This is a genomic window from Gordonia zhenghanii (genome assembly GCF_021738965.1).
Classification (GTDB): Bacteria; Actinomycetota; Actinomycetes; order Mycobacteriales; family Mycobacteriaceae; genus Gordonia; species Gordonia zhenghanii.
The window spans coordinates 87,109-110,316 of sequence record NZ_JAKKOQ010000010.1; the positions used below are offsets into that span (position 1 = coordinate 87,109).

At 64.4% G+C, this 23,208-nt stretch carries 22 protein-coding genes; 13 read left to right on the plus strand and 9 right to left on the minus strand.

The genetic code is table 11. The features are described from left to right. Window positions 1–182 precede the first annotated feature (182 nt). Window positions 183–740: a dihydrofolate reductase family protein gene (locus L5G32_RS12395; protein WP_237011365.1), complete on the plus strand. Its 558-nt coding sequence runs from the start codon at window positions 183–185 to the stop codon at window positions 738–740. A 430-nt stretch (window positions 741–1,170) separates the two neighbouring features. Here L5G32_RS12395 and L5G32_RS12400 read toward each other — a convergent pair whose 3' ends face one another. Both L5G32_RS12400 and L5G32_RS12405 read right to left on the minus strand, forming a co-directional pair. Beyond that, window positions 1,171–1,713: a DNA polymerase III subunit beta family protein gene (locus L5G32_RS12400; protein WP_237011366.1), complete on the minus strand. Its 543-nt coding sequence runs from the start codon at window positions 1,711–1,713 to the stop codon at window positions 1,171–1,173. A 409-nt stretch (window positions 1,714–2,122) separates the two neighbouring features. Further along, window positions 2,123–2,302 (minus strand): hypothetical protein, encoded by a 180-nt coding sequence (locus L5G32_RS12405; RefSeq protein ID WP_237011367.1) that lies wholly within the window; start codon window positions 2,300–2,302, stop codon window positions 2,123–2,125. 383 nt (window positions 2,303–2,685) lie between these two features. Between L5G32_RS12405 and L5G32_RS12410 the strand changes: the two genes are divergently transcribed. After that, complete coding sequence (locus L5G32_RS12410; RefSeq protein ID WP_237011368.1) at window positions 2,686–3,483, plus strand: hypothetical protein; 798 nt, start codon at window positions 2,686–2,688, stop codon at window positions 3,481–3,483. A 48-nt stretch (window positions 3,484–3,531) separates the two neighbouring features. Then, complete coding sequence (locus L5G32_RS12415) at window positions 3,532–3,951, plus strand: hypothetical protein (protein WP_237011369.1); 420 nt, start codon at window positions 3,532–3,534, stop codon at window positions 3,949–3,951. A gap of 136 nt (window positions 3,952–4,087) precedes the next feature. Here the strand turns inward: L5G32_RS12415 and L5G32_RS12420 are convergent, their stop codons facing one another. Then, complete coding sequence (locus tag L5G32_RS12420; protein WP_237011370.1) at window positions 4,088–4,549, minus strand: SHOCT domain-containing protein; 462 nt, start codon at window positions 4,547–4,549, stop codon at window positions 4,088–4,090. Between the two features lie 1,022 nt (window positions 4,550–5,571). On the opposite strand from L5G32_RS12420, the gene L5G32_RS12425 reads away from it, so the two are divergent. The 4 genes from L5G32_RS12425 to L5G32_RS12440 all read left to right on the plus strand — a co-directional run bounded on the left by L5G32_RS12425 (window position 5,572) and on the right by L5G32_RS12440 (window position 12,193). Further along, window positions 5,572–6,432, plus strand: a complete 861-nt coding sequence (locus L5G32_RS12425; RefSeq protein WP_237011371.1) for a deaminase — start codon at window positions 5,572–5,574, stop codon at window positions 6,430–6,432. A gap of 924 nt (window positions 6,433–7,356) precedes the next feature. Continuing rightward, entirely contained in the window at window positions 7,357–9,909 is a 2,553-nt protein-coding gene (gene clpB, locus L5G32_RS12430) for an ATP-dependent chaperone ClpB (RefSeq protein ID WP_237011372.1), read from the plus strand. A 165-nt stretch (window positions 9,910–10,074) separates the two neighbouring features. After that, window positions 10,075–11,520, plus strand: a complete 1,446-nt coding sequence (gene gnd, locus L5G32_RS12435) for an NADP-dependent phosphogluconate dehydrogenase (RefSeq protein ID WP_237011373.1) — start codon at window positions 10,075–10,077, stop codon at window positions 11,518–11,520. A gap of 295 nt (window positions 11,521–11,815) precedes the next feature. After that, window positions 11,816–12,193, plus strand: a complete 378-nt coding sequence (locus L5G32_RS12440) for a PPOX class F420-dependent oxidoreductase (RefSeq protein ID WP_237011374.1) — start codon at window positions 11,816–11,818, stop codon at window positions 12,191–12,193. Between the two features lie 18 nt (window positions 12,194–12,211). Here the strand turns inward: L5G32_RS12440 and L5G32_RS12445 are convergent, their stop codons facing one another. Continuing rightward, complete coding sequence (locus L5G32_RS12445; protein WP_237011375.1) at window positions 12,212–13,429, minus strand: M20 family metallopeptidase; 1,218 nt, start codon at window positions 13,427–13,429, stop codon at window positions 12,212–12,214. 67 nt (window positions 13,430–13,496) lie between these two features. Between L5G32_RS12445 and L5G32_RS12450 the strand changes: the two genes are divergently transcribed. Genes L5G32_RS12450 through L5G32_RS12460 form a run of 3 tightly spaced genes read left to right on the plus strand, consistent with a single transcriptional unit; the run spans window position 13,497 to window position 15,715 of the window. Further along, window positions 13,497–14,465 carry a TtfA family protein gene (locus tag L5G32_RS12450; protein WP_237011376.1) on the plus strand — a complete coding sequence of 323 codons (969 nt, stop codon included), beginning with the start codon at window positions 13,497–13,499 and terminating at the stop codon, window positions 14,463–14,465. 31 nt (window positions 14,466–14,496) lie between these two features. Further along, the gene (gene pyrE / locus L5G32_RS12455) at window positions 14,497–15,039 is read left to right on the plus strand and encodes an orotate phosphoribosyltransferase (protein WP_237011377.1); all 543 of its coding nucleotides are present in this window, start codon (window positions 14,497–14,499) and stop codon (window positions 15,037–15,039) included. Beyond that, on the plus strand, window positions 15,032–15,715 hold the full coding sequence (locus L5G32_RS12460) for a TrmH family RNA methyltransferase (protein WP_237011378.1): 684 nt from the start codon (window positions 15,032–15,034) through the stop codon (window positions 15,713–15,715). The genes pyrE and L5G32_RS12460 overlap by 8 nt, the downstream gene beginning before the upstream one ends. Before the next feature lie 55 nt (window positions 15,716–15,770). Here L5G32_RS12460 and L5G32_RS12465 read toward each other — a convergent pair whose 3' ends face one another. Next, a complete protein-coding gene (locus L5G32_RS12465) occupies window positions 15,771–16,181 on the minus strand; it encodes a nitroreductase family deazaflavin-dependent oxidoreductase (protein ID WP_237011396.1) in 411 nt (136 codons plus the stop codon). A 236-nt stretch (window positions 16,182–16,417) separates the two neighbouring features. Beyond that, window positions 16,418–16,864, minus strand: a complete 447-nt coding sequence (locus L5G32_RS12470) for a TetR family transcriptional regulator (protein WP_237011379.1) — start codon at window positions 16,862–16,864, stop codon at window positions 16,418–16,420. A 263-nt stretch (window positions 16,865–17,127) separates the two neighbouring features. Between L5G32_RS12470 and L5G32_RS12480 the strand changes: the two genes are divergently transcribed. After that, window positions 17,128–18,708: a GMC oxidoreductase gene (locus L5G32_RS12480; RefSeq protein ID WP_237011380.1), complete on the plus strand. Its 1,581-nt coding sequence runs from the start codon at window positions 17,128–17,130 to the stop codon at window positions 18,706–18,708. Here the strand turns inward: L5G32_RS12480 and L5G32_RS12485 are convergent. Both L5G32_RS12485 and L5G32_RS12490 read right to left on the minus strand, forming a co-directional pair. Beyond that, window positions 18,701–18,973, minus strand: coding sequence for a Rossmann-fold NAD(P)-binding domain-containing protein (locus tag L5G32_RS12485; protein ID WP_237011382.1), 273 nt, complete (start codon window positions 18,971–18,973; stop codon window positions 18,701–18,703). The genes L5G32_RS12480 and L5G32_RS12485 overlap by 8 nt on opposite strands. A gap of 111 nt (window positions 18,974–19,084) precedes the next feature. Continuing rightward, on the minus strand, window positions 19,085–19,795 hold the full coding sequence (locus L5G32_RS12490) for a DedA family protein (protein ID WP_237011383.1): 711 nt from the start codon (window positions 19,793–19,795) through the stop codon (window positions 19,085–19,087). 148 nt (window positions 19,796–19,943) lie between these two features. Between L5G32_RS12490 and fbaA the strand changes: the two genes are divergently transcribed. Next, window positions 19,944–20,978, plus strand: coding sequence for a class II fructose-bisphosphate aldolase (gene fbaA, locus L5G32_RS12495; protein WP_237011384.1), 1,035 nt, complete (start codon window positions 19,944–19,946; stop codon window positions 20,976–20,978). A gap of 106 nt (window positions 20,979–21,084) precedes the next feature. Here the strand turns inward: fbaA and L5G32_RS12500 are convergent, their stop codons facing one another. Beyond that, on the minus strand, window positions 21,085–22,581 hold the full coding sequence (locus tag L5G32_RS12500) for an Rv0361 family membrane protein (protein WP_237011385.1): 1,497 nt from the start codon (window positions 22,579–22,581) through the stop codon (window positions 21,085–21,087). Between the two features lie 117 nt (window positions 22,582–22,698). Between L5G32_RS12500 and L5G32_RS12505 the strand changes: the two genes are divergently transcribed. After that, the gene (locus L5G32_RS12505; RefSeq protein WP_237011386.1) at window positions 22,699–23,127 is read left to right on the plus strand and encodes a DUF3151 domain-containing protein; all 429 of its coding nucleotides are present in this window, start codon (window positions 22,699–22,701) and stop codon (window positions 23,125–23,127) included. Window positions 23,128–23,208 lie beyond the last annotated feature (81 nt).

A 23,208-nucleotide genomic window follows, 5' to 3' on the forward strand; every position in this document is an offset into this window, starting at 1 on the left:
GGATCCTCTCGTGCGACTAGTCAGGTAGACTGATTGGTCTACCGAACCGTACTCGATGCGCGGAGGCGTGGCAAGGCTCGACTGATTGCTCAATGACCTCGAAGATCTCCGAAGTCGAGCATTAGACTTCGAGTGAGGGCGGGTCGTGGCAGTTGCAGAGGCTGGCCGAGGAGGGATGTCAAATGGGGCTGCTGACGTTCAGTATCAACCTCACCTTGGATGGTTGCGTCGACCACCAGGAAGGCATCGCTGACGACGAGACCCACGCCCACTTCACCCGACTTATGGACGGCAGCGGCGCAATGCTCTGGGGCCGTACAACTTACGAGATGATGGAGAGTTACTGGCCGAGGGTCGCGAGCGGCGAAGTCGATGCGCCGCCGGCGCTGCGCGAGTGGGCGCGCAAGCTGGACGTCAAGCCAAAGTACGTAGTGTCGGCGACGCGGAGCGACTTCCCGTGGACCAACAGTCACCACGTCGACGGCGACCTGCGCGAGGCCGTGCAAGAACTCAAAGATCAGACTCCCGCCGGGGTGCTCATCGGCAGCGGCAAGCTGGCAACTGAACTGGACCGATTGAATCTGATCGACGAGTACAAGTTCCTCGTCCATCCCATGATCGCCGGCCACGGCCCGACCCTGTACCAGGGCGGACTGCTCAGCACCCGTCGCCTCGATCTGATCTCGGCTGAGCCCCTCAGCAACGGCGTGGTCGCCATGCATTACCGACGGGCCGATTGATATCCCGTATCGAGAAGCGACGCAGTAGCGCGGGGTGTGGCATCCCGGTTGGGCGATTGCCTCGCAGACTCCAGCGATCGCAGTGCAGATCATCTGGCCGTACGCATCGTCGGGAAGAGTCGACACGCCCTCCTCTAGTTGTGCGATGTTCTACGAGCCGATATCAGTCGGAGCACGGCATGGCATTGCCAAACTGGTGAAGTCACCGTCGTCCGCTGACCGGATCGTCGCAGGGCCGTCCGAGCCGCGAAGATCGATGACGACGTCTGGGCCGAGTGCGTGAGTGAGTGCGGGGTACAGCGTGGAGAATTCGAACCATACGGCCAGATCCGGGCCCGTAACGGAGGACTGATCGATCTCTCTGCCGGCGGGCAACAGACTGCCCCTGCCTTGCGACAGACTCAATCCCACGACCTCGAGGGGCACCCGCTCAAGTGCTTTGACCATCTTGAACCAAAGTCCGAGTCGCAAACCGGTAGCGGTCCGTGGCGCTGAGCGAGACGGAGTCCGGCTCGACGTCCAGATGCACGCCACTCAATACCGGAGCCTCTGGATCATGAACCGTGGTGGCCAAGACCTGATCGACGGCGGCAGCAAGAACTGGTCCGGGGAGCGAGCACAGTTCGATGTGCGCTGATCCGGAGGAGGACGCTCTGATCGTCGCCGCCGTTCGCTGGACTGCGGCGGCCTCTGCGGTCACGCTCGACACGTGTTCGTCCATGATCCGTGCTGCGTCCGACGCGCTGGCCGTGAAGTAGCAGGCGATCGCCGGGAGCGACATGCCGATGTCGCGGAGCTGTCGTATCTGGGTCGCCCGCGGACGCTGTGCGTCGGTGTAGAAGCGGTAACCGGACACGGGATCAACTCGCGCAGGACGGATCAGGCCGACGTCGTCGTAGAAGCGCAAAGCGCTGGCGGTCATTCCAACTGACTTCGCGAACTCGCCGATAGTCGTCATCTCTGTGTCGGTCATTCGCTCATTCTCGGGTTTCACCCAACTTGAAGGTCAAGGTCCAGCCCAGCCCGAGCAAGAGCCTCGGGTAGACCACTGGCCCAACGACCAGCCCGCGAACCCGCAACCCGCACCGCAGCCAGCCCCTGCCCCAGACCCGGCTCCCGCACCGCAACCGGCCCCTGAACCGGCGCCGCAACCCGCTCCTGCTCCAGAGACCCCGCAGCCTGACACTTCTCCGCAGCCCGAGCAGATCGGCCCGGAACCCGGTGCCGGGGACGGTGACACCACCGGCGGGCAAGAAGGTGGCGATGGCGGCCAAACCGCCGAACCCGTCTTCCTTCCGGCGCTTATCGGTGGTGCCATCCGGATTCTGCCCAGGGTGATCCCGAAGTTGATTCCGAAGAGGATCCCCGTCCCGCCCCTGGATCTACCCGGCCCGGACAAGCCCGATCCAGACTCCGACACCGAGGACGATGCCGAGCTCGAAAAGGACCTCCGCGAACTGCAAGATCTGCTCGATCGTATCGAGCAGCAGATGCGCGAGGGAAAACCCTGGTGGCCCAGTCACCTGAGCCCCCGGGATCTGGAAGATGAGATCGGTCGTCAACACGGGTACGCCAACGATCTGGAAGAGCGGCTCGATTCGGTTGAGGATGAGAACCTCAAACGGTGGGGTAAAGAGTTACTCGACCAGTACCGGCAGTACCTCGAAGAACTATGGGACCGCGAACATCGGCAACCAGGCGACCGTGACTCGCCCGTCCCCGATCTCGGAGACCCACCCGATGACGCGCCCCGAATGCCCACCACACCACCAGGAACCGACCAGCCCGGCGACGGCGAGCCAGAAACCCTCCCGAACCCCGCCCAACCCGGACCAGACACCCCGGGGGATCCCGACTCCCCGGAGGTTCCAGAGCCAGGCATCACCGACCCCGATCTACCCGAGGCACCTAGCCCTGACCCGTCAGGCCCACCGGCGCACCGAAGATGCCCAACGAGGAACCCCCATTCGGCGTTCCGCAAACCCCACACGGCCCCGGTCGCGAACAAGGCGACGACGCACCACCCGAACCCGACGACATCCTCCGCGACCTCATCGATCGAATCATCGCCTCGATAGCACCAGACGGAGACGGAGACGGAGACGGAGACGGAGACGGAGACGGAGACGGAGACAGTGACCAAGGCGAGGGCGGCGAACCGGAGCCGCCAGTCAAGTTGCCAATTGGCGAGGTTCCCCTGCCCGAGCCTGGCGACCCGATCTACGACCTGGTGATGGCTGCGCTCGCCAAGGGCGAAGACTATAGGCAAATATTCTGGGAATTTACCGGGCATAGCCCCTTTGGTAAGGAGATCCACCACGCGATCGAGCAAGCCATATTCAAATACTTTCCGAACCTGTTTGACGAGGGAGATAAAGACCATCCGAACAACCTGCGAGGATTCTGGCTGAGCGATGCGCCAAAAATTCATCGATCTGCCATACGAAATGCTCTAAACTATCTGTATAGGACGCTTGGGATTGATCCTCGTACTCCTGCACCCATACCGGATAGTAAACTCCCTGGACTACGGACAGGATTAATGTTTGGAGCGGTCCTTATTGACATCTTGTTCGGTCGCTGGATGGTGCCTGTCCCGCCAATTTTCGGTAGCCCCATCGCGTCAAACATTCTAGAATCTCTAGGCGTGCCGCCTGATATGATTGATAGTATCGAAGATGCGGATACAGGGGATTTGATGCGGATTTTCAAAATGGCTCTAATCGGCTGGAATAATCTGTAATGTATCTGATAATTACCTGTGAAATCTTCGATGGAATGGAGGCCGTCCGTGGATTACTACGAGATCTTTGAATTTGCCGCCGCTTATGCGATTGACGTTCCTCCAGATCTCGACTCGGTCGAGCGTTCACCTTCGACGATATTCGACCTAGATGAACCGATGCCTGGAGTTCTTGTTGGTAGATTTGGTGCTCACGCCGTAACACGTGAGTTCGCTCAGGAACTCCGGGGGTACAGGTTTACGGGTTTCCGATTCGGAAACGCGTCAGCAAGAGTATCAGAATACAGTGACCGAGGCGATATTAGCATACCGGAGTTGGAACTGCTGATCGTATACGGCACCCCCATGGTTGACGACTTTTCCGTGAATGAATGGGGGGATCTAGTCGTCTCGCAGAGAGTGTTCGATGTCCTCGTGACTCGCGACCAATTCGTATTGGAGGGGTCCTCAAAAATTGGGTCGAGGTGAATCCGGCCAATTAGCTAATGGATGATTCCAAATACCGTGACCGGGTCGACCGCCGGTGCGTTTTCGACGCCGTGTCCATGCCGCACGCCTCCACCTCTGTTATTTCAACCGAGCTTGTACCTGGAATGAGACGGGTTCAGTTTATGAGCTTGTGCTTGGCAGTCTCGAACTCCTCGGGAGTCAATGCACCTGCGTCCCGCAGTGCCGCCAGTTTAACCAGTTCATCTACCCACGAGGCCGGTGCAGCGGCGGCCGCTGCTGGCCCAGCAGGAGCCATCTGGTGTCGGCTACTCCCGAATCTTGGGTGAGCCCGCAGTGTCTGCTCGATCTTGTCAGCGGTTCCGTGGTTCACGGCGACCTCTGCCAGTGTCGTACCCGAGCCTTGTACGACGAACACCTGCTGCAGTCCCGACGCGCCGAGGCGCTTCTTGTCATCACGCGTCGCTTTGCGCACCGAGAATCCGGTGATGTCGGCGACGTTGATGCGAAACGCAGGTAGAAACTTGCCTGTCTGGCGGTACTCGACGCTGTCGCCGTAGTCAATCAGGCCACCGTTGCCGAATCCGAGACCTATCGAAGTACCCTCTTCTCCAGCCATGCGCAATGTCCCCTTCTCTAGACCAGTCGCGTGCAATCGTATCGGCGGGCTCGTAACGGCGGACCCGTTCTGCACCGCAGTTCACGAACAAATATTGTGGCGACCCCGTTCCGCATCTGCCGGGGATGGTGGATGAACGTTTGCGCTGCGACGGGATCGGCTGGCCGCCTTATCCCAACGGTCACCGGTCGAGGGACCGACGGGCAGGGTGGTGTTGGGGCGTTCAGGCCCAGTCTGTGAAGGATCACGTCCATCCATTCGATTCCTCCTTCTGGAGGGGCCTCGACCCTAGTCCGACAAGTGTCGTTGACTGAGCAATCATCCCAGTATTCACGTTGTGTAGGCAGTCCCCCGAACGACCGAACTATGTTGGGGGGCAGGCGACGCGGGACTCTCGAGCGCTCACTTCGACGGGCAGCTTGGACGGAAGTACACCACGCCCGCCTTCTTGGGAGGCAAGCTGTAAACCCTTCGGTCGTAGCGCTCGGTTCCGAACCGGGGTCGTACCTGGACTCGAAAAGTGCATCGGCGTGCGCATGCCAACTGGCACCCGTGAATGCGGTCTTGGCCACCTCGCATACGTGAGGTGACGCAGAATCATGATCCCCATGGTCCGAACGACGGGCATACGGAGGTGGCACCGAGTGCCTGAAAAGTCCAAGACCAGCGCTTTCAAATACTCGGAGAATCAATCTCAATTAGTCGGACCGCGCCCGCTAGTACCGATCTCGGCCTGGAGACCTGACAAGAGGTCAGGACGCAGAAATGTGTTCTGACCTCTTTGTTTTTGCCGTCTCCTGCCGGGCTTCATCGAATTGGTTCGGATTGGGACTTGCCGTCCGAAGTCCCCGATGGGCAGAGTTACGCGTCGAGGTGACCGTCGACTGTCCGGTGACGGCGGCATGCCGTGAGCTAACGTCGGTTGTGACCGGCGTCATGAAGTATGAAGTCAACGATTTCCCGTCGACGCCCCGGCGGCGGATAGCTCGTGCACACGATGCTCCTGACAGGATTTAACTCTCATGAACCCTCAACCGGAGAATGCCCCTCGCGAGGCCCTCGACAGCGCATTCTCGCAACTCGCCATCGACGAGGCACTCAAGTCGCCAGGCAATGCGCGCGTCGGCGTAGTGGTCGTGCGCGATGGTCAGGTTGTAGCGGCTGGACACCGAGACGAGGTCCCGGGTCTGCACGCCGAACAGGTCGCACTCCAGAAGGTCAGCAAAGCGGGTATTGCACTCAGGGGGGCTGAGGTCTACACAACGCTTGAGCCTTGCGCCAATTCGCGTACGGCCAGGATCCCCTGCGCGCAACTCCTTGTAGAGGCTGGCGTAGCCACCGTCCACATTGGACAATTCGACCGCAACCCGCAGGTCAACCGGCTGGGGTGGAAGTACTTGCGCGACGCGGGGGTAGCACTCCGTGACTTTCCCGCGAACCTCCGGGCGATCGCCGCAAAAGCGAACCAGGACTTCGCGCAGAACTTCACCCACGGACTTGGCATGAGTGGAGGAGCGAAGTTCGACTTCACGACGAATGGCGGAAAGTTCACCATCAGCCTTGACGAGGAACCCGATTCGCCGACCTGGGAGACGCGATGGGGTAACTGTGGCGCAACTGCTATCTACCTGAATGGCGGGAGTCCAGGCAGGGTTGCACTCGCACGCTATGCCGGAAAGTTCGACGAGATCGACGATCCTGACGCGCTCGACTACGAGAGCCACTTCGCCAAAGTTCCGATCGGCTCAATCGGAGTCATGCGCAGCCCGCGCGGGCACGCCTTGTGCAGAGTCAAGAAGATTGAACCTACGCCGGACTATGGGGGCACCGGGCATGTTTCGGTCACGATCGACTGGGAAATCCGGCTGGCCGTGAGTCTCTAACCCCAGGCGGGCGAGAACCAGGTTGTCCTTCTCCACAGTCGCCGAGTGCCCGTAGGCCGGTCGCCCAGCGAGACACCCGAGATGGGAGGCTCTGGCTGGCACTTGTCCCGTTCGCCGAGTCTCGAAGGAGGGCCTTTAACGGCTCTTCGCCTTTGAGAGTGCGTAGTTGATGTCCGGCGGGATCGGCTGCGACCACAAAATGTAGGCGGGCCCTGCGGTGTGAGAATGAAAGTTCCTACACGATCACTCCATTCCGCAGGGGCCAGGAACGCGCGTGCGGCGCTGCTCGATGCTTTTCTCTCTCGCGAGGTCGAGCCGGTCGCTTCTGATTGGGATTCCGTCGACTGATCCGTTCTGACGTGTCGACCGGTCGAATCCCGGTCTGAAGTCTGTGCGTGAGAGTCGGATGCAACCTGGCGGATGAGGCCAAGCCGCCAACATATCGCGTCGCATCAAGGTCGGTACTTACCCGTTCGCGATGTAACTCCATGCCGCCCGGGTCACCGCGTTTCGTGCGTCATCGGGATCGAGCGCGCGGAAGGCGCGGGCTGGTGCTCGGTCTTCCAGGTCGGGGCTAGCGCCTTGGAACCAGGCTTGCACCATCTGGTGTGACTCGCCGGATTCGGTTAGTAGAGCGGCGATCCGATACGCATTCCTGGCTAATCCGCGTGTCGGTCCAGAATTTGCAACCACAGTGACCGGTGTGGCGTTTGAGTCCAGCAGTCCAGAGTTTCGCTCGCGCAGTCCAGGATTTCGGCGGCTGCGGCAGCTGCTGCCGGGATGGTGCACATCACATTGCTACTCAGACTTAAGCGGAATGGACTCAACTCTTGATGAGTTGTATTGATCGAACGGTAAACATGAGCCGTATAGACTTAAGTTCGGAAATACGTTCCGGGCTCCGATCAACGGAAAGGCAACCCAGTGGACAGCTTCACTCCCACGACCAAGACGCAGGCTGCGCTGCAGGCTGCTGTCCAGGACGCTGCCGCGTCGGGCAACCCCGACGTGCGGCCCGCACACATCCTCGCGGCACTTCTCGAACAGAGCGACGGTATTGCATCGCCGCTGATCAAGGCGGTCGGTGTCGACCCGATGCACATACGGGCGGAGGCGAACGCCCTCGTCGGGCGCGCCCCGACGGTGGCGAGTAACAGTGGTCAGCCGACGCTTTCGCGTGAGGCGATTGCCGCGGTCACCGCTGCCCAGAATCTCGCGACCGAGATGGGCGACGACTACGTCTCGACCGAGCACCTCGTCGTCGGTCTGGCCACCGGCGACTCGGACGTCGCACGACTTCTCACCAACGCGGGAGCCACACCAGAGGCTCTTCGCGAGGCGTTCGTGTCCGTGCGTGGCACCGGTCGCGTCACGAGGGAAGACCCCGAGTCGACCTACCAGGCGCTCGAGAAGTACTCGACTGACCTCACCAAGCGCGCCCGCGAAGGCGACCTCGATCCGGTGATCGGCCGCGACAGCGAGATCCGCCGTGTGGTGCAGGTGCTGTCGCGTCGTACCAAGAACAACCCGGTGCTCATCGGTGAGCCCGGTGTCGGCAAGACGGCCATCGTCGAAGGCCTCGCCCAGCGAGTGATCGCAGGCGACGTTCCCGAGTCGTTGCGCGGCAAGACCGTCATCTCGCTCGACCTCGGCTCGATGGTCGCGGGCGCCAAGTACCGCGGCGAGTTCGAGGAACGACTCAAGGCTGTCCTCGACGAGATCAAGGGCTCCAACGGCCAGATCGTCACCTTCATCGACGAGCTGCACACCATCGTCGGAGCAGGCGCGACCGGCGAGTCGGCGATGGACGCGGGCAACATGATCAAGCCAATGCTCGCCCGCGGCGAGCTGCGGCTGGTCGGCGCGACGACCCTCGAGGAGTACCGCAAGTACATCGAGAAGGACGCCGCACTGGAACGCCGCTTCCAGCAGGTCTACGTCGGTGAACCGACCGTCGAGGACACCATCGGCATCCTGCGCGGACTCAAGGATCGGTACGAGGTGCACCACGGCGTGCGCATCACCGACTCTGCGCTCGTGTCGGCGGCGACCCTCTCCGATCGCTACATCACCTCGCGTTTCCTGCCCGACAAGGCCATCGACCTCGTCGACGAGGCCGCGTCGCGTCTGCGCATGGAGATCGACTCCCGACCCGTCGAGATCGACGAGGTCGAGCGTGTGGTCCGACGTCTCGAAGTGGAGGAGGTCGCCCTCGAGAAGGAGACCGACGCTGCGTCGAAGGATCGGTTGGAGAAACTGCGCGGTGAGCTCGCCGACCACCGCGAGAAGTTGAACGAACTTCTCGCGCGCTGGCAGGGCGAGAAGACCGCGATCGATGCGGTCCGCGACGTGAAGGAAGAGCTTGAACGACTCCGCGGCGAAGCCGATCGCGCCGAGCGCGACGGCGACCTCGGACGTGCCGCCGAACTGCGGTACGGCCGGATCCCCGGTCTCGAGAAGGATCTCGAGACCGCGATCGAGAAGTCCGGTGGCGACCCCGACCAGGACGTGATGCTGCAGGAGGAGGTCGGACCCGACGACGTCGCCGAGGTCGTGTCGGCGTGGACCGGCGTGCCCGCGGGCAAGATGCTCGAAGGCGAGACCGCCAAGCTGCTGCGTATGGAGGACGAACTCGGCCGACGGGTCATCGGGCAGAAGGCCGCGGTCGGCGCGGTGTCGGACGCGGTGCGTCGAGCACGCGCAGGCGTCGCCGACCCGAACCGTCCACTCGGATCGTTCCTGTTCCTCGGACCGACCGGCGTCGGCAAAACGGAGCTGGCTAAGGCGTTGGGCGAGTTCCTGTTCGACGACGAACGCGCTCTGGTCCGCATCGACATGAGCGAGTACGGCGAGAAGCACAGCGTCGCCCGCCTCGTCGGCGCCCCTCCCGGGTACGTCGGCTACGAGTCCGGCGGTCAGCTGACCGAAGCCGTGCGACGTCGCCCGTACTCGGTGGTCCTGTTCGACGAGGTCGAGAAGGCCCACCCGGACGTCTTCGACGTGCTGCTGCAAGTCCTCGACGAGGGTCGACTGACCGACGGTCAGGGACGCACGGTGGACTTCCGCAACACCATCCTCATCCTGACGTCCAACCTGGGCTCCGGGGGCGACAAGGACCAGGTGATGGCGGCAGTTCGAGCAGCGTTCAAGCCGGAATTCATCAACCGTCTCGACGATGTCGTCATCTTCGACGCGTTGAGCCCGGAAGAACTGGTGTCGATCGTCGACATCCAGCTCGCCCAACTCGGCAAGCGGCTGGCTCAGCGTCGTCTCGACCTCGAGGTGTCGGCTCCGGCCAAACTGTGGCTGGCCGAACGCGGCTTCGACCCGTTGTACGGTGCGCGTCCGCTGCGTCGTCTGGTGCAGCAGTCCATCGGTGACCAGCTCGCCAAGGCGCTGCTCGGTGGCGACATCCGCGACGGCGACGTCGTCCCCGTGAATGTCAGCGGCGACGGCGAGTCGCTGATCATCGGCTGATTCCCGCGGCAACGGAGGTCTCGCTCCCATTGAGGGGAGCGGGACCTCCGTCGTCATCTCTGTGGCATACCGCACATGGTCGACTTCGCACGCGAGTGAACGCGGCCTCGGCGAACATTGCAGAATGGAAGCTAAATCGTGATCAGCGAAAGATGGAGAGAGCACATGGCCGACGAAACGACCGCACGCGCCCAGATCGGAGTCACTGGACTCGCCGTCATGGGCTCGAACATCGCCCGGAACTTCGCCCGCCACGGGTACACCGTCGCGCTGCACAACCGCAGCATCGGCAAGACCGACGCGCTGATCGCTGAGCACGGCGGCGACGGCGACTTCGTCCGCACCGAGACGATGGCCGAGTTCGTCGCATCGCTGGAGCGCCCGCGCCGCGTGTTGATCATGGTTCAGGCAGGCGCAGCCACCGACTCGGTGATCGAAGAACTCGCGTCCCTCATGGAGCCCGGCGACATCATCATCGACGGCGGCAACTCGCTGTACACCGACACGATCCGCCGCGAGAAGGCGATGAGCGAGCGCGGCTTGAACTTCGTCGGTGCAGGCATCTCCGGCGGCGAGGAAGGCGCGCTCAACGGGCCGTCGATCATGCCGGGCGGCCCTGCAGAGTCGTACAAGTCGCTGGGCCCGATGCTCGAGTCGATCGCCGCGCAGGTCGACGGCGAGCCGTGCTGCACGCACATCGGCGCCGACGGCTCGGGTCACTTCGTGAAGATGGTGCACAACGGCATCGAATACGCCGACATGCAGCTCATCGGCGAGGCCTACGACCTCATGCGCAAGGCACTCGACCTACCGGTCGACGAGATCGCTGGCGTCTACCGCACATGGAACACCGGTGACCTCGACTCCTACCTGATCGAGATCACCGCCGAGGTCCTCGCACAGGTCGACGCCGCGACCGGTAAGCCGCTCGTCGACGTGATCGTCGACGCCGCAGGACAGAAGGGCACCGGGCGCTGGACTGTGAAGTCGGCGCTGGACCTCGGCATCCCGGTTACCGGCATCGGCGAAGCGGTCTTCGCTCGCGCGCTGTCGAGCGCTGGCGACCAGCGCAAGCAGGCACAGGGACTCGCATCCGGTGCGCTCGCAGCGGCCCCGACCGACAAGGAAGCATTCGTCGAAGACATCAAGAACGCGCTGTACGCGTCGAAGGTTGTCGCCTACGCGCAGGGCTTCGACCAGATCAAGGCCGGCAGCGTCGAACACGGGTGGGACGTCAAGCCCGGCGACCTCGCGACCATCTGGCGCGGCGGCTGCATCATCCGCGCCAAGTTCCTCAACCGCATCCGTGACGCGTACGCGGAGAACGCGGAACTGCCGAGCCTGCTGCTCGATCCGTACTTCCGCGACGCCGTCGAGAACGCCGTCGACAGCTGGCGCCGCGTCGTCTCCACCGCGACCCTGATGGGCATCCCGGTTCCGGCATTCGCGTCGTCGCTGTCGTACTACGACGGTCTGCGCGCCGAGCGCCTGCCTGCCGCTCTCGTCCAGGGGCAGCGCGACTTCTTCGGCGCCCACACCTACCGCCGCACCGACAAAGAGGGCTCGTTCCACACGTTGTGGAGTGGCGACCGATCCGAGATCGAGGCGTAGGCAGGGGATCGCCACGCGTTGAGCCTGATTCTTCACGCGGGGATCGAGCGTTCCTCACGCGGTGAGCGAGCGTTCCTCACGCGGTGAGCGAGCGTTCCTCACGCGGTGAGCGAGCGAGCGTCACGTCATGAGCGAGAGCCTTCACACGCTGATCGAGCGGAGTCGAGATCCCGGTCTCGACTCCGCTCGACCGGCGGACGGAGGTCTCGACTTCGCTCGACCGGCGGACGGAGAGCTCGACCAGCAGAACAGCTCGACCGGCGGACGGAGGGCGATACGCCGGTAGGCTGAGACGATGACCACTGTCGGGGAGATCGCCGAAGCGAAGTACGTCATGTTGACCACCTATCGGAAGACCGGGGAGGCCGTGGCGTCACCGCTGTGGGCGGTCCGTGACGGAAACGATCTCGTCATGTGGACCGTCCGCGACTCGTGGAAGGTCAAGCGACTCCGCCGCGACAACCGGGTGCTCGTCCAGAAGTGCGACGCACGCGGATCCAAGACCGTGGGGCCGCAGGTCGCAGGCATCGGAACGGTGAACGACGACGGTTCCCGGGCGGGCGACATGATCATCAAGAAGTACGGGATCTTCGGTCGACTGACCGTCCTGGGCTCGCGACTTCGACGCGGGGCAGCGGGAACCGTCGAGGTCCGCGTCCACGACGTGGTCTGACCGGTAGGTCTGCGCGACCTACGAGTCGGTCAGCAGGTCCACTGCGGCGCGCACGTAACTCTGCGCCGCAAACACCAACTCCGACAGTCCGACGGACTCGTCGGGCTGGTGCGCCTGAGTGTTGATGTCGCCTGGGCCGAGCACCACTGTCGGGACGCCGAGCGAGGTGCTGATGAAGCCCCCGTCGCAGGCGGCAGTCCAGCCACCGACCGGAGCGTCGAGCGCTGCTTTCGACGCTGCCGACACCAGGGGATGGCCGACGTCGGTTGCGAAGCCGGGCAAGAACATCGTCGGCGTGACCCGCACGTCTATCCCGTCGACGACGATCCCCGCTGCGTGGATGTCGGCGAGCAGCCGATCGCGGATCTCGTGGACGTCCTCGCCGGGCATCAGTCGTCGGTCCACGCCGAGGGAGCACGACGGTGCGACCACCGAGATGCCTTGTCCGCCTTCGATGGTCCCGACGTTCCAGGTGCCGAAGCCGAGGAGGGGATCCGGTGCTGCGGCCAGCCGGACCTGATCGGCGCGGATCACCTCGATGACGCGTGCGGCAGCGTCGATGGCGCTGACGCCGTCGCTCGGACGACCCGAGTGCGCGGCGCGTCCAGTCACCTCGATCTCGAAATACGACGCGCCCCGGCAGCCGCGCACCACCTCCATCCGTGTCGGCTCGGCGACGATGCAGCCGGCGAACTCCTCGACACCGGTCATCCGGTGCAGGAGATCGGGGTTCGCCACGAGATGACGGACACCCGCGCCGTGCTCCTCTTCGTCGACCGTGACGACCAACTGAACCGGGCCCGACAGTTCGAGACCGAACTCGCTTGCCCGCGCCAACGCCGACATCGCGGCGACCGCGGCGGCGATCCCGCCCTTCATGTCCGACGCTCCGCGTCCGATGATCAGATCGCCGTCACGGCGCGGTACGAACGGATCCGCCGACCAGTCCGGCCCTGCAGGCACTACGTCCGAGTGGCCGAGGAACATCAGGCCGGGGCCAGTGCCGCCGATCGGAGCCGTTGCGACGAGGTTCGGACGCCCCGGAGCGGCCTCGACGACGTCCACGGCGAACCCGGCGGCCCGGCACGCGTCGGCCAACACCGCGACCGCCGACTCTTCGGTCCCGCCGGGGTTGACGCTCGGCTCGGCGATCAAAGCGCAGGTCAGAGTGTCAATCGCGGCGGCGTCGACAGCCTCGAGCAGCGCGGCGAGCGCGTCGTCGCGTCGTGCGGTCACGGGGTTCCCTTCGTCGGCGTTCGAGTCGTGCGTGGTTCGCGGGACGTTCGATAGTAGGATATCGGTGATGACCATTGTCTATTTCGTGATTGCGGCGCTCGCACTGGCCGGTGCGGCGGTTCTGTTGTGGCTTGACCGTAACCGGTCCGAACAGGTCCACCACCAGCGTGCAGTGTGGGGCGAGACGCACTCCTTCAAGTTCCGCGACAGCGACAGCAAGCTGCGCACCGTCTTCAAGCGTGCCTCCATGGACGCGCCGGATCACGTGCAAGTACGCGACGTGGCCTACGGGGTCTACGATGGCGCCGAAGCAGTCGTGTTCGACCTGGAGGAGACCGCCACCGTGGTCGCCGTTCGACGTCCGGCCGCCTCGTCGGTCACCGTCGACCTCCGGTACGAGGACGTCCTCGCTCCGGCCGAAGACGATGTCGACCTCCTCGGTGCGATGGGTTCGCGTGTCATGTTCGCGAGCAACCTCGATGCCGCGCGTCGCGTCTGCGACCGCCGCATGGTGACGCTCGCGACCGAGGCGCCCGACTACCTCGAGATCCTGTGGAACGAAGGCAACTGGGTCCTCGGCTCGATGCCGGTCACCACGGACGACGAGCGACTCGACGTCGCACTCGACTCGGTGCGCCGTTTCGCCGATCTACTGCGCGTGCTGCCGCCCGCCGTCGATCCGCAGGACTCGCCTGATCCCCGCGACCCGCACGGCCCCATTCGCGAAGAACTCGCGGATGAGAAGACGGAGTCGTTGCGCGACAAGGAGCGTCGTCGCCGCGCCGAAGCCGCTGAGGCGGCGCGCACCGACGACGCAGCCCGCGGTGGATCGTTGCTCGACAAGACTCCGCGTCCGTCGTCACGTCCTGCCGCGCGCCCCGCACCCGTCTCGGACGAGCCGTCCCGGGTGGAGCCGATCCGCAGGCCCGCACCGCAGCCCGCCGCTCCGGACCCGACTCGTCCGGCGCCCGCGCCGCGCGCGCCCCGGATGGATCCGCCGAACCTTCCCCCGCTGAACGACCCGCGCGGCCGCTGACGCGTCGCGCACCCATTCGAAAAGGACAACGATGTCGGACGCCGCTGCTCGCGCACGCCTGGCCGAACTCGTCACCGAACTCGCCGTCGTCCACGGCAAGGTGACGCTCTCGTCCGGGAAAGAAGCCGACTATTACGTCGACCTGCGCCGCGCCACGCTGCACAACGAAGCGAGCAGGCTTATCGGCACGCTGATGCGTGAGCTGACGTCCGACTGGGACTACGCGTCCGTCGGTGGACTCACCCTCGGCGCCGACCCGGTCGCAACGTCGATCATGCACGCCGACGGTCGGCCAATCGACACGTTCGTCGTCCGCAAAGCTGCGAAGACGCACGGTATGCAGCGGCGGATCGAGGGTCCGGACATCGCGGGACGCAAAGTCCTTGTCGTAGAAGACACTTCGACTACGGGAGCGTCACCGTCGCAGGCTGTCGAGGCCGCCCGTGAGGCGGGCGCCGACGTCGTCGGCGTCGCGACCGTCGTCGACCGCGCGACGGGCGCCGACGAGGTCATCGCTGCGCTCGGGGTTCCGTACCGTTCGCTGCTGGGCCTGGCCGATCTCGGCCTTGCCTGACTCCCCGGACTCGGACGGCGCAGGCCCCACCGAGTGGGCGACCGGCGTCGGACCCGCAGTAGGTGTCGGGCCGTGGGCGGACGAGCGTCCCGGTGTCGCTCCTGACGATCCCCGTCTCGATCCCGAGTTGGTGGCCGACGGCGACCGCCGCAACGTGGTCGACGAGTATCGCTACTTCTCGCGGGAGGCGATCGTCGCCGACCTCGACACCCGCCGTCACGACTTCCATGTCGCCATCGAGAACTGGGCGCACGACGCGAACATCGGCACCGTGGTCCGCACCGCGAACGCCTTTCTCGCCGCCGAGGTCCACATCGTCGGACGACGCCGCTGGAACCGCCGCGGCGCCATGGTCACCGACCGTTATCAGCATCTGCGCCACCATGAGAACGTCGACGACCTCGTGGCGTGGGCTCGCGACAACGACCTTGCGGTGGTCGCCGTCGACAACACTCCCGGAGCATCGCGCCTAGAGACCGTGGAGCTTCCACGTCGCTGCATCCTGCTGTTCGGTCAGGAGGGCCCCGGCGTGAGCGAACAGGCGCAGGAGGTCGCAACGATGACGGTGTCGATCGCCCAGTTCGGATCGACCCGCAGCATCAACGCAGGCGTGGCCGCGGGCATCGTCATGCACCGCTGGATCGCAGCGCACGCGGACCTGGATCAAGCCTGGTGAGGGATCAAGCCTGGTGAAGGATCAGGCCCAGTGAGGGATCAGGGCCAGTGAGGGATCAGGCCCGCGTCAGCTTCAGCACCGGGATGGTGCGGACGCCCTTCGTCTTCTCCTCGTATTCGGCGAATCCGGGGAAGCGACCGGCTTGCTCGGCATAGATCCGGTCACGTTCTGCCCCAGTCACTTCGGTCACGGACACGTCGAAGGTCTCGGTGCCGATCTCGACCGTCGCTCGGCCTGCGTCGACGAGGTTGTAGTAGTACGCAGGGTTGGTCGGCGCCCCGCCCTTCGACGCGAAGATGTAGACGACAGCGGGATCGTCGTCGTCCGGCAGGTACATGACCGGGGCAACGCTCTGCTTGCCCGACTTCCGTCCCACGTGGTGGACGAGAACCATGGGTGCACCGTCGAACGGTCCGCCGACCCGCCCCTCGTTGGCTCGGAACTCCTCGATGATCTGTGTGTTCATATCGCTCACTCGTCGGACATTACGAGCCGGTCGACACTCTCGCGCGCGTCATCGCCTAGACGAGTTCGATCCGCGAGAAGCCCCGACCGCGCGGACAATGAGTTGCCGCGAAGTCGTGAGTTGAATCACAATGGGCCGCTGACTCTTCCCTGGTTAAGTCATCTGACTGATTATTGACGGGCACGATGTCGTACGGCACTGCAACGCCATGAGGAGGTGGTCGTCACATCCGACGGTCAGCCGGTTGTCACCGGAGCCGACCACAAGCCGACGAGTCCGTCGACCACTGCATCGGAGAACCCCTGCCACGACGTCGAGTCGGAGGCGCCGAGTTCGTTCCTCCTGCGTTCGAAGTCGGCGAAAGTCGTGATCAGAATGTTCTGCGTCATCAGGTTGCGGACTCGGACGGTCTCTTCCGCGAGCGGGGGCAGTGCCGCGTACATGCCTGCCAACGTCACCGCGAGCGACTCCGATCGAGCCGCTTCGGTGTACAGAACGGGGGCCGTCGTCGGATTGGTGGCCATCGCCAACCAGAACTGACCGAAGTAGCTCAGGCCGGGTCCGGCGCCGATGTACTCCAGTTGTGGCTGAATCAGGCACCGCAGCCAGTCGCGCAGCTCCGGCGACGATCCGATGCCGTCGATGCTCCGCTGCCGAATCACGTCGAGACGCTCCACGTGCATACGCAGCAAGGTGCGCAGAAGCTCTGTGCGGGAACCGAAGTGGTAGCCGACGGCGTAGTTGTTCGCCTGCCCCCGCAGCCTCGCTGATCTGACGGTTCGACACGGCGTCAAGGCCCTGCTCGGCGAACAGGCGCTCGGCGCAGGAGAGCAGGCGTTGACGCGTCTCGTCGGCCTTCATGCCCCGATCCTTCACGACCCGGTCACCGCTCACCCGCACTCCTTCGTTCGCACCATTGTTCCCCATTGAAAGGCTCCAACTCCGCATGCCCATCACACGTCGAACATTTCTCGCCGGAGCACTGGCGGCCGGGTCGTCTGCCGCGGGGCTCGCGATGAGCCCACTCGCGAGTGCCGCGCCACGCCGCGTTCGGACTGAGACGTCGGACCACCGCGTCATCGTCGTCGGCTCCGGCTTCGGTGGAGCTGTCACGGCTCTGCGCCTCACCCAGGCGGGTGTTCGGGTGCTACTCCTCGAACGGGGCCGCGAATGGAAGACCGGGCCCAACGCGCGCACGTTCCCGAGTCCCACGAACCCGGACAAACGCATGCTGTGGCATAAGAGTGCGCCTCAACTGTTCGGTCGTCCGTTCTCGCCGGAACCGTATACAGGCCTCGTCGACGCCGTGGTCGGCGACAACGTGACGGCAGTGACGGCGGCCGGGCTCGGCGGCGGAAGCCTTCTCTACCAAGGGATGTCACTGGAGCCTGTGGAGCACGTGTTCAATGAGCACTTGCCGGAGCAACTGGACTGGGCGCGTATGCACGCCACGTACTACCCGCGGGTGTGGAAGATGCTGCAATTGCAGACGGCGCCCGACTCGCTCATCCGCACGCCCGAGTACAAGGCGGCACGACTGTTCGCCTCGCAAGCGCGCAAGGCCGGGCTGCCGGTGTCGAAGATTCCGATGCCCATCGACTGGCAGTACGCCCTCGACGAGATCGCTGGCAAGATGCGGCCCTCGTACACGGACGGATCCGGTGCGCTTGGTGTCAACAACGGTGGCAAGCACAGTGTCGACACCAACTACATCAGGCAGGCTCGGGCCACCGGACTGCTGACCGTCGCGACCTTGCACGAGGTGTCCGAGGTGACGCGGGCGAAGGACGGACGCTGGAAGTTGGCGGTGACGCAGACGGACGAGAACGGTGATCCGGTCGCACACAAGACCATGACTACCAAGGCCCTCGTGATGTCGGCGGGCAGCGTCCACACGACGCGGCTCCTCCTGCGGGCGCGGGGAACAGGCGGCGTGGACCTGCCCGACGCACTGGGCACCGGGTGGGGGACCAACGCCGATCGCATCTACGTGTGGAGCAACCCGAACCTCGACTTCGGCGCCGTGCAGGGCGGTCCAGTCGTGTACGGCAGTCTGAACTGGGATCGGGCCGACTCCGCGCACACGGTGATCCAGGCGTCGATCCCGTCGTTCGGCGTGGACGCGCACAGCACGATGATGGTCGGCTACGGCGTGAGCCGATCGCGAGGGGCGTTGCGATACGACGCGTCGACAGGCGACTCCCGCCTGCACTGGCCCGCGGGTGGCGACCGGAAGATCCAGTGGGGGCACATCCACCCGACTGCGCTCAAGATCGCAGGCGAGGGGGCGGTGCTCACCGACTCGAACCGTTTCCTCAACACCACGTGGCATCCGCTCGGCGGTGCCGCTATGGGTGCGGTGTGCGACCTGGAAGGGCGCGTGCACGGCCAGAAGGGGCTCTACGTGATCGACGGTGCGCTGATACCCGGCACTGCGGCCGCCTGCAATCCGTCGATGACGATCGCCGCCGTCGCCGAACGCGCCCTGGACCGCATCGTCCGATCCGACGTCGGCCCGATCATCTGACGCGGACTGTTCGCGTCACCGGCCCGAGCCGGGACTCGACGCGGTCGAAGACGTCGGCCAACTGGATCGGGTCGTCGACGTCGGCGACGAGCGCGACCGTGTATCCGGATCGGCCGACCATGAACGGGACGACCGAACGGTAGTCGCGGCCGACGACCGCGACCGGGCGCCCCGTCGACGTCAGCTCATGCGCGAGTCGGGAGACGGTGTCGTCATCGATGACGAGCAACGGAATGTCGGTCGGGGAGATCGTGTGATTCTGCATGCTTCAACGATCTCGCCCGAACCTTGGAGCTGCCCTGCGGTTCGTGTGTGCATCGGCTGGGAGGTCTCGACTCCGCTCGACCAGCAGACGTCCGCTCGGCCGGCGGTGGCCTTACTCAGCAGCGATCGCGTCGTCCTCGTTCTTGCCGTTACGGCGACGGCGGAGCCACTCGAAGACCATCGGCAGCACCGAGACGAGAACGATCACGATGAAGATCGGCTCGATCAGCTTCTGGACGATCTCGAACTGGCCGAGCCAGTAGCCGAGCAGGACGATGCCCGCTCCCCAGACGATGGCGCCGACGACGTTGTAGATCGTGAAGATCGCGAACTTCATGCGTGCCGCGCCCGCGACGATCGGGGCGAGCGTGCGGACGATCGGCACGAAGCGAGCCAGGAAGATCATGATCGGGCCGTGCTTCTCGAAGAAGAGATGCGCCTCGTCGAGGTACCGCTGCTTGAGGAATCGGGCGTCGGGCTTGAACATCGAGGTGCCGACGTATCGGCCGATCCAGTAGCCGATCTGACCGCCGATGATGCCCGCGATCGGAACTCCGATCAGGAGCGGCCACAGCGTGAGGCCGGAGTCGGCGACCTTCTCCGCGTGTTCACCAGACTGGCTGCCTGCGGCGATGAGGCCTGCGACGAACAGCAGCGAGTCGCCCGGGAGGACCGGGAACAGCACACCGGATTCAATGAGGATGACCACGAGCAGTCCCCAGAAAGCGGCGGGTCCGAAGTAGCCGATCAGGTTGAACGGGTCCATGAAGCCGGGCATCAATGCCACATTCGAGGTGGTCTCGGCGAGAAGAGTGTCGATCACAGGGCCCGACTCTACCGGTGAAACCTTCCGGAACCCTTAAAGCGCCCGGTGGCGGGGGATGACACCGCGTCGAAACGTGACCTGGCAAACTATGGAGGAACCCCGTAACACAAGTGGAGACCTCCACCAGGCTCGACAGGACGTGAGTATGCCCATCGCAACACCCGAGAAGTATGCAGAGATGCTCGCCAAGGCGAAGAAGGATCAGTACGCCTTCCCGGCCATCAACTGCACGTCGTCGGAGACGATCAACGCAGCCATCAAGGGCTTCGCCGATGCCGGCAGTGACGGCATCATCCAGTTCTCTACCGGCGGAGCCGAATTCGGCTCGGGCCTGGGAGTCAAGGACATGGTGACCGGCGCGGTCGCCCTCGCCGAGTTCGCGCACGTCGTCGCCGACAAGTACGACGTGACGATCGCGCTGCACACCGATCACTGCCCGAAGGACAAGCTCGACGGCTTCGTGCGCCCGCTCCTCGAGATCTCGCGTGAGCGCGTCGCCAACGGGCAGAACCCGCTGTTCCAGTCGCACATGTGGGACGGTTCGGCCGTGCCGATCGACGAGAACCTCGAGATCGCCAAGGAACTCTTGGCCGCAGCCAAGGCTGCGAAGATCGTCCTCGAAGTCGAGATCGGCGTCGTCGGCGGCGAAGAGGACGGTGTCGAGAACGAGATCAACGAGAAGCTGTACACGTCGGTCGAAGACTTCCAGAAGACCGTCGACGCCCTCGGAACCGGCGAGAACGGCCACTACCTGCTGGCCGCGACCTTCGGCAACGTGCACGGCGTCTACAAGCCTGGCGGCGTCAAGCTGCGTCCGGGCGTCCTCAAGGAGGGCCAGGACGCGGCGATCGCCAAGCTCGGCCTCGACGCCGACGCAAAGCCGTTCGACTTCGTCTTCCACGGCGGATCCGGTTCGCTCAAGAGCGAGATCGAGGAAGCCGTCGGCTACGGCGTAATCAAGATGAACGTCGACACCGACACCCAGTACGCGTTCACTCGACCGATCGCCGGTCACATGCTGGGCAACTACGACGGTGTGCTCAAGATCGACGGCGAAGTCGGCAACAAGAAGGTCTACGACCCGCGCAGCTACCTGAAGAAGGGCGAGGCGTCGATGACCGAGCGCGTCGTCGAAGCCTGCAACGACCTCGGATCGACGGGTAAGTCGATCGGTCGCTGACGCGATCTGACGTCTTTCGAGACACGAGAAGGGGCGCCCGAATCATCGGGCGCCCCTTTTCATGTCTTGCTCGGTCCGGCTGGTTCTTCAGACCGACCCGTCCTGGTCAGTTCACTTTTGTGCAGACCTTCCAGTCGCCGTCGACCTTGTGCAGAGTGATCTGCGCAGGCACCTTCTTGCTGGAGTCGCTCGTGTTGTACATGTCGACGCCTGCACGAGCGGTGTCTCCGTCGATCGCCACCGAATTGACCTCGTCGAACGTCATCAGCTCGTTGCGGGACTTCTGGGTCTCGTACGCCTTCGAGAAGTCGTCGTCGGAGACTGTGGTGTAGTACTTGTTCTCCTCGCCGCAGGTGATGTCGCGCAGCTCGGACAGGTCGCCGTCGTTCATCGCTTCCTGGTACGACGAGGCCGTATCTGCGACCTCCGTCTCCGGGGAGTCGCCTGCGAACAGGTAGAACAATCCGGCGACGATCGCTGCGATCACAACGACCGCTGCGATCAGGGCTGCGATCAGCTTGCCGCGGCTCTTCTTCTCGCCGCCGTCCGACGGGGCGATGACCTGCGACTGGGCCTTCGGCTGCTGGGCCTGCTCCTGCTGTTTTTTGGCTTGCGGCGCTGTGGGTTTGGCCTGCGGCGTCTGGGGCTTGGGCTGGCCCTTCGGCTCGGCCTCAGGAGCCTTCTCGTCCTTCGAAGCGTCCGACGACGGCTTCTTCTGGGTGCTGATCTTCGCCGTCGCCGCTCCTGCGCCCGCAGCCGCTGCTGCGGCTGCCGCGGGAACTGCGATCTTCTCCGTCGGCGTGGAATCCGAGCCGTCTGAATCGTCGGCCTCGGTGTCAGCGTCGTTCGCGCCAGTCTCGTCAGCTTCGGCGTCAGCAGACTCCGCGGCATCGGCATCGGCATCGTCGGCGGCGGCTTCGTCCTCGTCTTCGTCGCCGTCCGAATCGACGTCGACCGACTGCTCTACGACGGCGGCTTTGTCCGTAACCCCTGCCTGTGCCTGAGTCCCTGCCTGTGCCTGAGTCTCGGACTGCGCCTGGTCGTCCGACTCGGGAGCCTTCGCGGACGTCGGCTCGCCGACGACCGTCTCCTCGGCCAGCCCGGTGTTCTCCTCGCCGGACTCGTCGGACGTCGTCTCGTCGGCCGCTTCCGCTTCGGGCTGGTCGCCATCGGTCTCGTCAACGCCGGCCTCGTCAATGTCAGGCTCGTCGGCGTCAGGCTCGTCAGGTTCTGGGGTCTTCCCGCCCTTCGCCGCTGCTGCGACACCCGCGGGAATCTTGAACGCGCGCGTCGGCGACTCGGAGTCGCCGCCCTTCGGCTTGGGGGCCTTCTGCTCGTCGCCGAGCTTCATCACCGGCGTCGGACCCTGACCCGACTTGGCCTGGTCCGACTTACTGTCGGTCGAGTCACCCTTGGGCGAGTCGCTCTTGGTCGACTCGCTCTTGGCTGACTCGCTCGTGGTCGACTCGCTCTTATCAGGCGTGGCCTCTTCGGGCTTCTTCGCGTCGCTGCCCGACGCGTTGGACGCCTGCTCTCGGCGTGCACGAAATGCGCCGACCACCTTGTCGATGGCGGCTGGCTTTTCTTTATCCGAATCAGGCATCTGGCTCAATCCTGTATCGCGTCGAGGTTGAAAGCGCGCAAGGCGCGATGTCGAGACTATCGAATGTCTACCGCTGCGGTCTCCTCGGACAGCTCGGATGAATGATTGAATGGCCGTGTGACCTCATTCGGAGACCTTCTCGGACCCCCGCCCACGCTCCTCACCGGAGACGACGAGGCGGAATCAGACCTGCTCAACGGAGCGGACCCGGCGGCAGTGGCCGCCGACCACCCGACCGCGTCCGTCGCCTGGGCGTACCTCGCTGAAGCTGCACTCGACGGTGAGCCTGCGACTTCGGGCGTCATCGCCGCCTACGCGTACGCCCGCACCGGCTACCACCGCGGCCTCGACCAGCTCCGACGCCACGGGTGGAAGGGATTCGGCCCCGTCCCGTGGAGCCACGACCAGAATCAAGGCTTCCTGCGCTGTGTCGGCGCCCTCGCCCGCGCCGCAAAAGCTATCGGCGAGGAGGACGAGTACGTCCGGTGCCTGGACCTGTTGAACGACAGTGACCCGCGCGCCGTCACCGAACTCGGGCTCGACTGACTCCAACACCCGAATCCCGAGCACGCTGACATGGATCCGGCCCGAACGATCCGCGACGCAGGCCACGCAGGTGACCAGGCG

Coding starts and splice junctions, on each gene's coding strand:
- L5G32_RS12500 (WP_237011385.1), bottom strand. CDS start 22,581: ATGCCTGATTCGGATAAAGAAAAGCCAGCCGCCATCGACAAGGTGGTC.
- pyrE (WP_237011377.1), top strand. CDS start 14,497: ATGTCGGACGCCGCTGCTCGCGCACGCCTGGCCGAACTCGTCACCGAA.
- L5G32_RS12480 (WP_237011380.1), top strand. CDS start 17,128: ATGCCCATCACACGTCGAACATTTCTCGCCGGAGCACTGGCGGCCGGG.
- L5G32_RS12400 (WP_237011366.1), bottom strand. CDS start 1,713: ATGACCGACACAGAGATGACGACTATCGGCGAGTTCGCGAAGTCAGTT.
- L5G32_RS12485 (WP_237011382.1), bottom strand. CDS start 18,973: ATGCAGAATCACACGATCTCCCCGACCGACATTCCGTTGCTCGTCATC.
- L5G32_RS12470 (WP_237011379.1), bottom strand. CDS start 16,864: ATGCACGTGGAGCGTCTCGACGTGATTCGGCAGCGGAGCATCGACGGC.
- gnd (WP_237011373.1), top strand. CDS start 10,075: ATGGCCGACGAAACGACCGCACGCGCCCAGATCGGAGTCACTGGACTC.
- L5G32_RS12395 (WP_237011365.1), top strand. CDS start 183: ATGGGGCTGCTGACGTTCAGTATCAACCTCACCTTGGATGGTTGCGTC.
- L5G32_RS12425 (WP_237011371.1), top strand. CDS start 5,572: ATGAACCCTCAACCGGAGAATGCCCCTCGCGAGGCCCTCGACAGCGCA.
- L5G32_RS12420 (WP_237011370.1), bottom strand. CDS start 4,549: ATGGCTGGAGAAGAGGGTACTTCGATAGGTCTCGGATTCGGCAACGGT.
- L5G32_RS12410 (WP_237011368.1), top strand. CDS start 2,686: ATGCCCAACGAGGAACCCCCATTCGGCGTTCCGCAAACCCCACACGGC.
- fbaA (WP_237011384.1), top strand. CDS start 19,944: ATGCCCATCGCAACACCCGAGAAGTATGCAGAGATGCTCGCCAAGGCG.
- L5G32_RS12465 (WP_237011396.1), bottom strand. CDS start 16,181: ATGAACACACAGATCATCGAGGAGTTCCGAGCCAACGAGGGGCGGGTC.
- L5G32_RS12450 (WP_237011376.1), top strand. CDS start 13,497: ATGACCATTGTCTATTTCGTGATTGCGGCGCTCGCACTGGCCGGTGCG.
- L5G32_RS12440 (WP_237011374.1), top strand. CDS start 11,816: ATGACCACTGTCGGGGAGATCGCCGAAGCGAAGTACGTCATGTTGACC.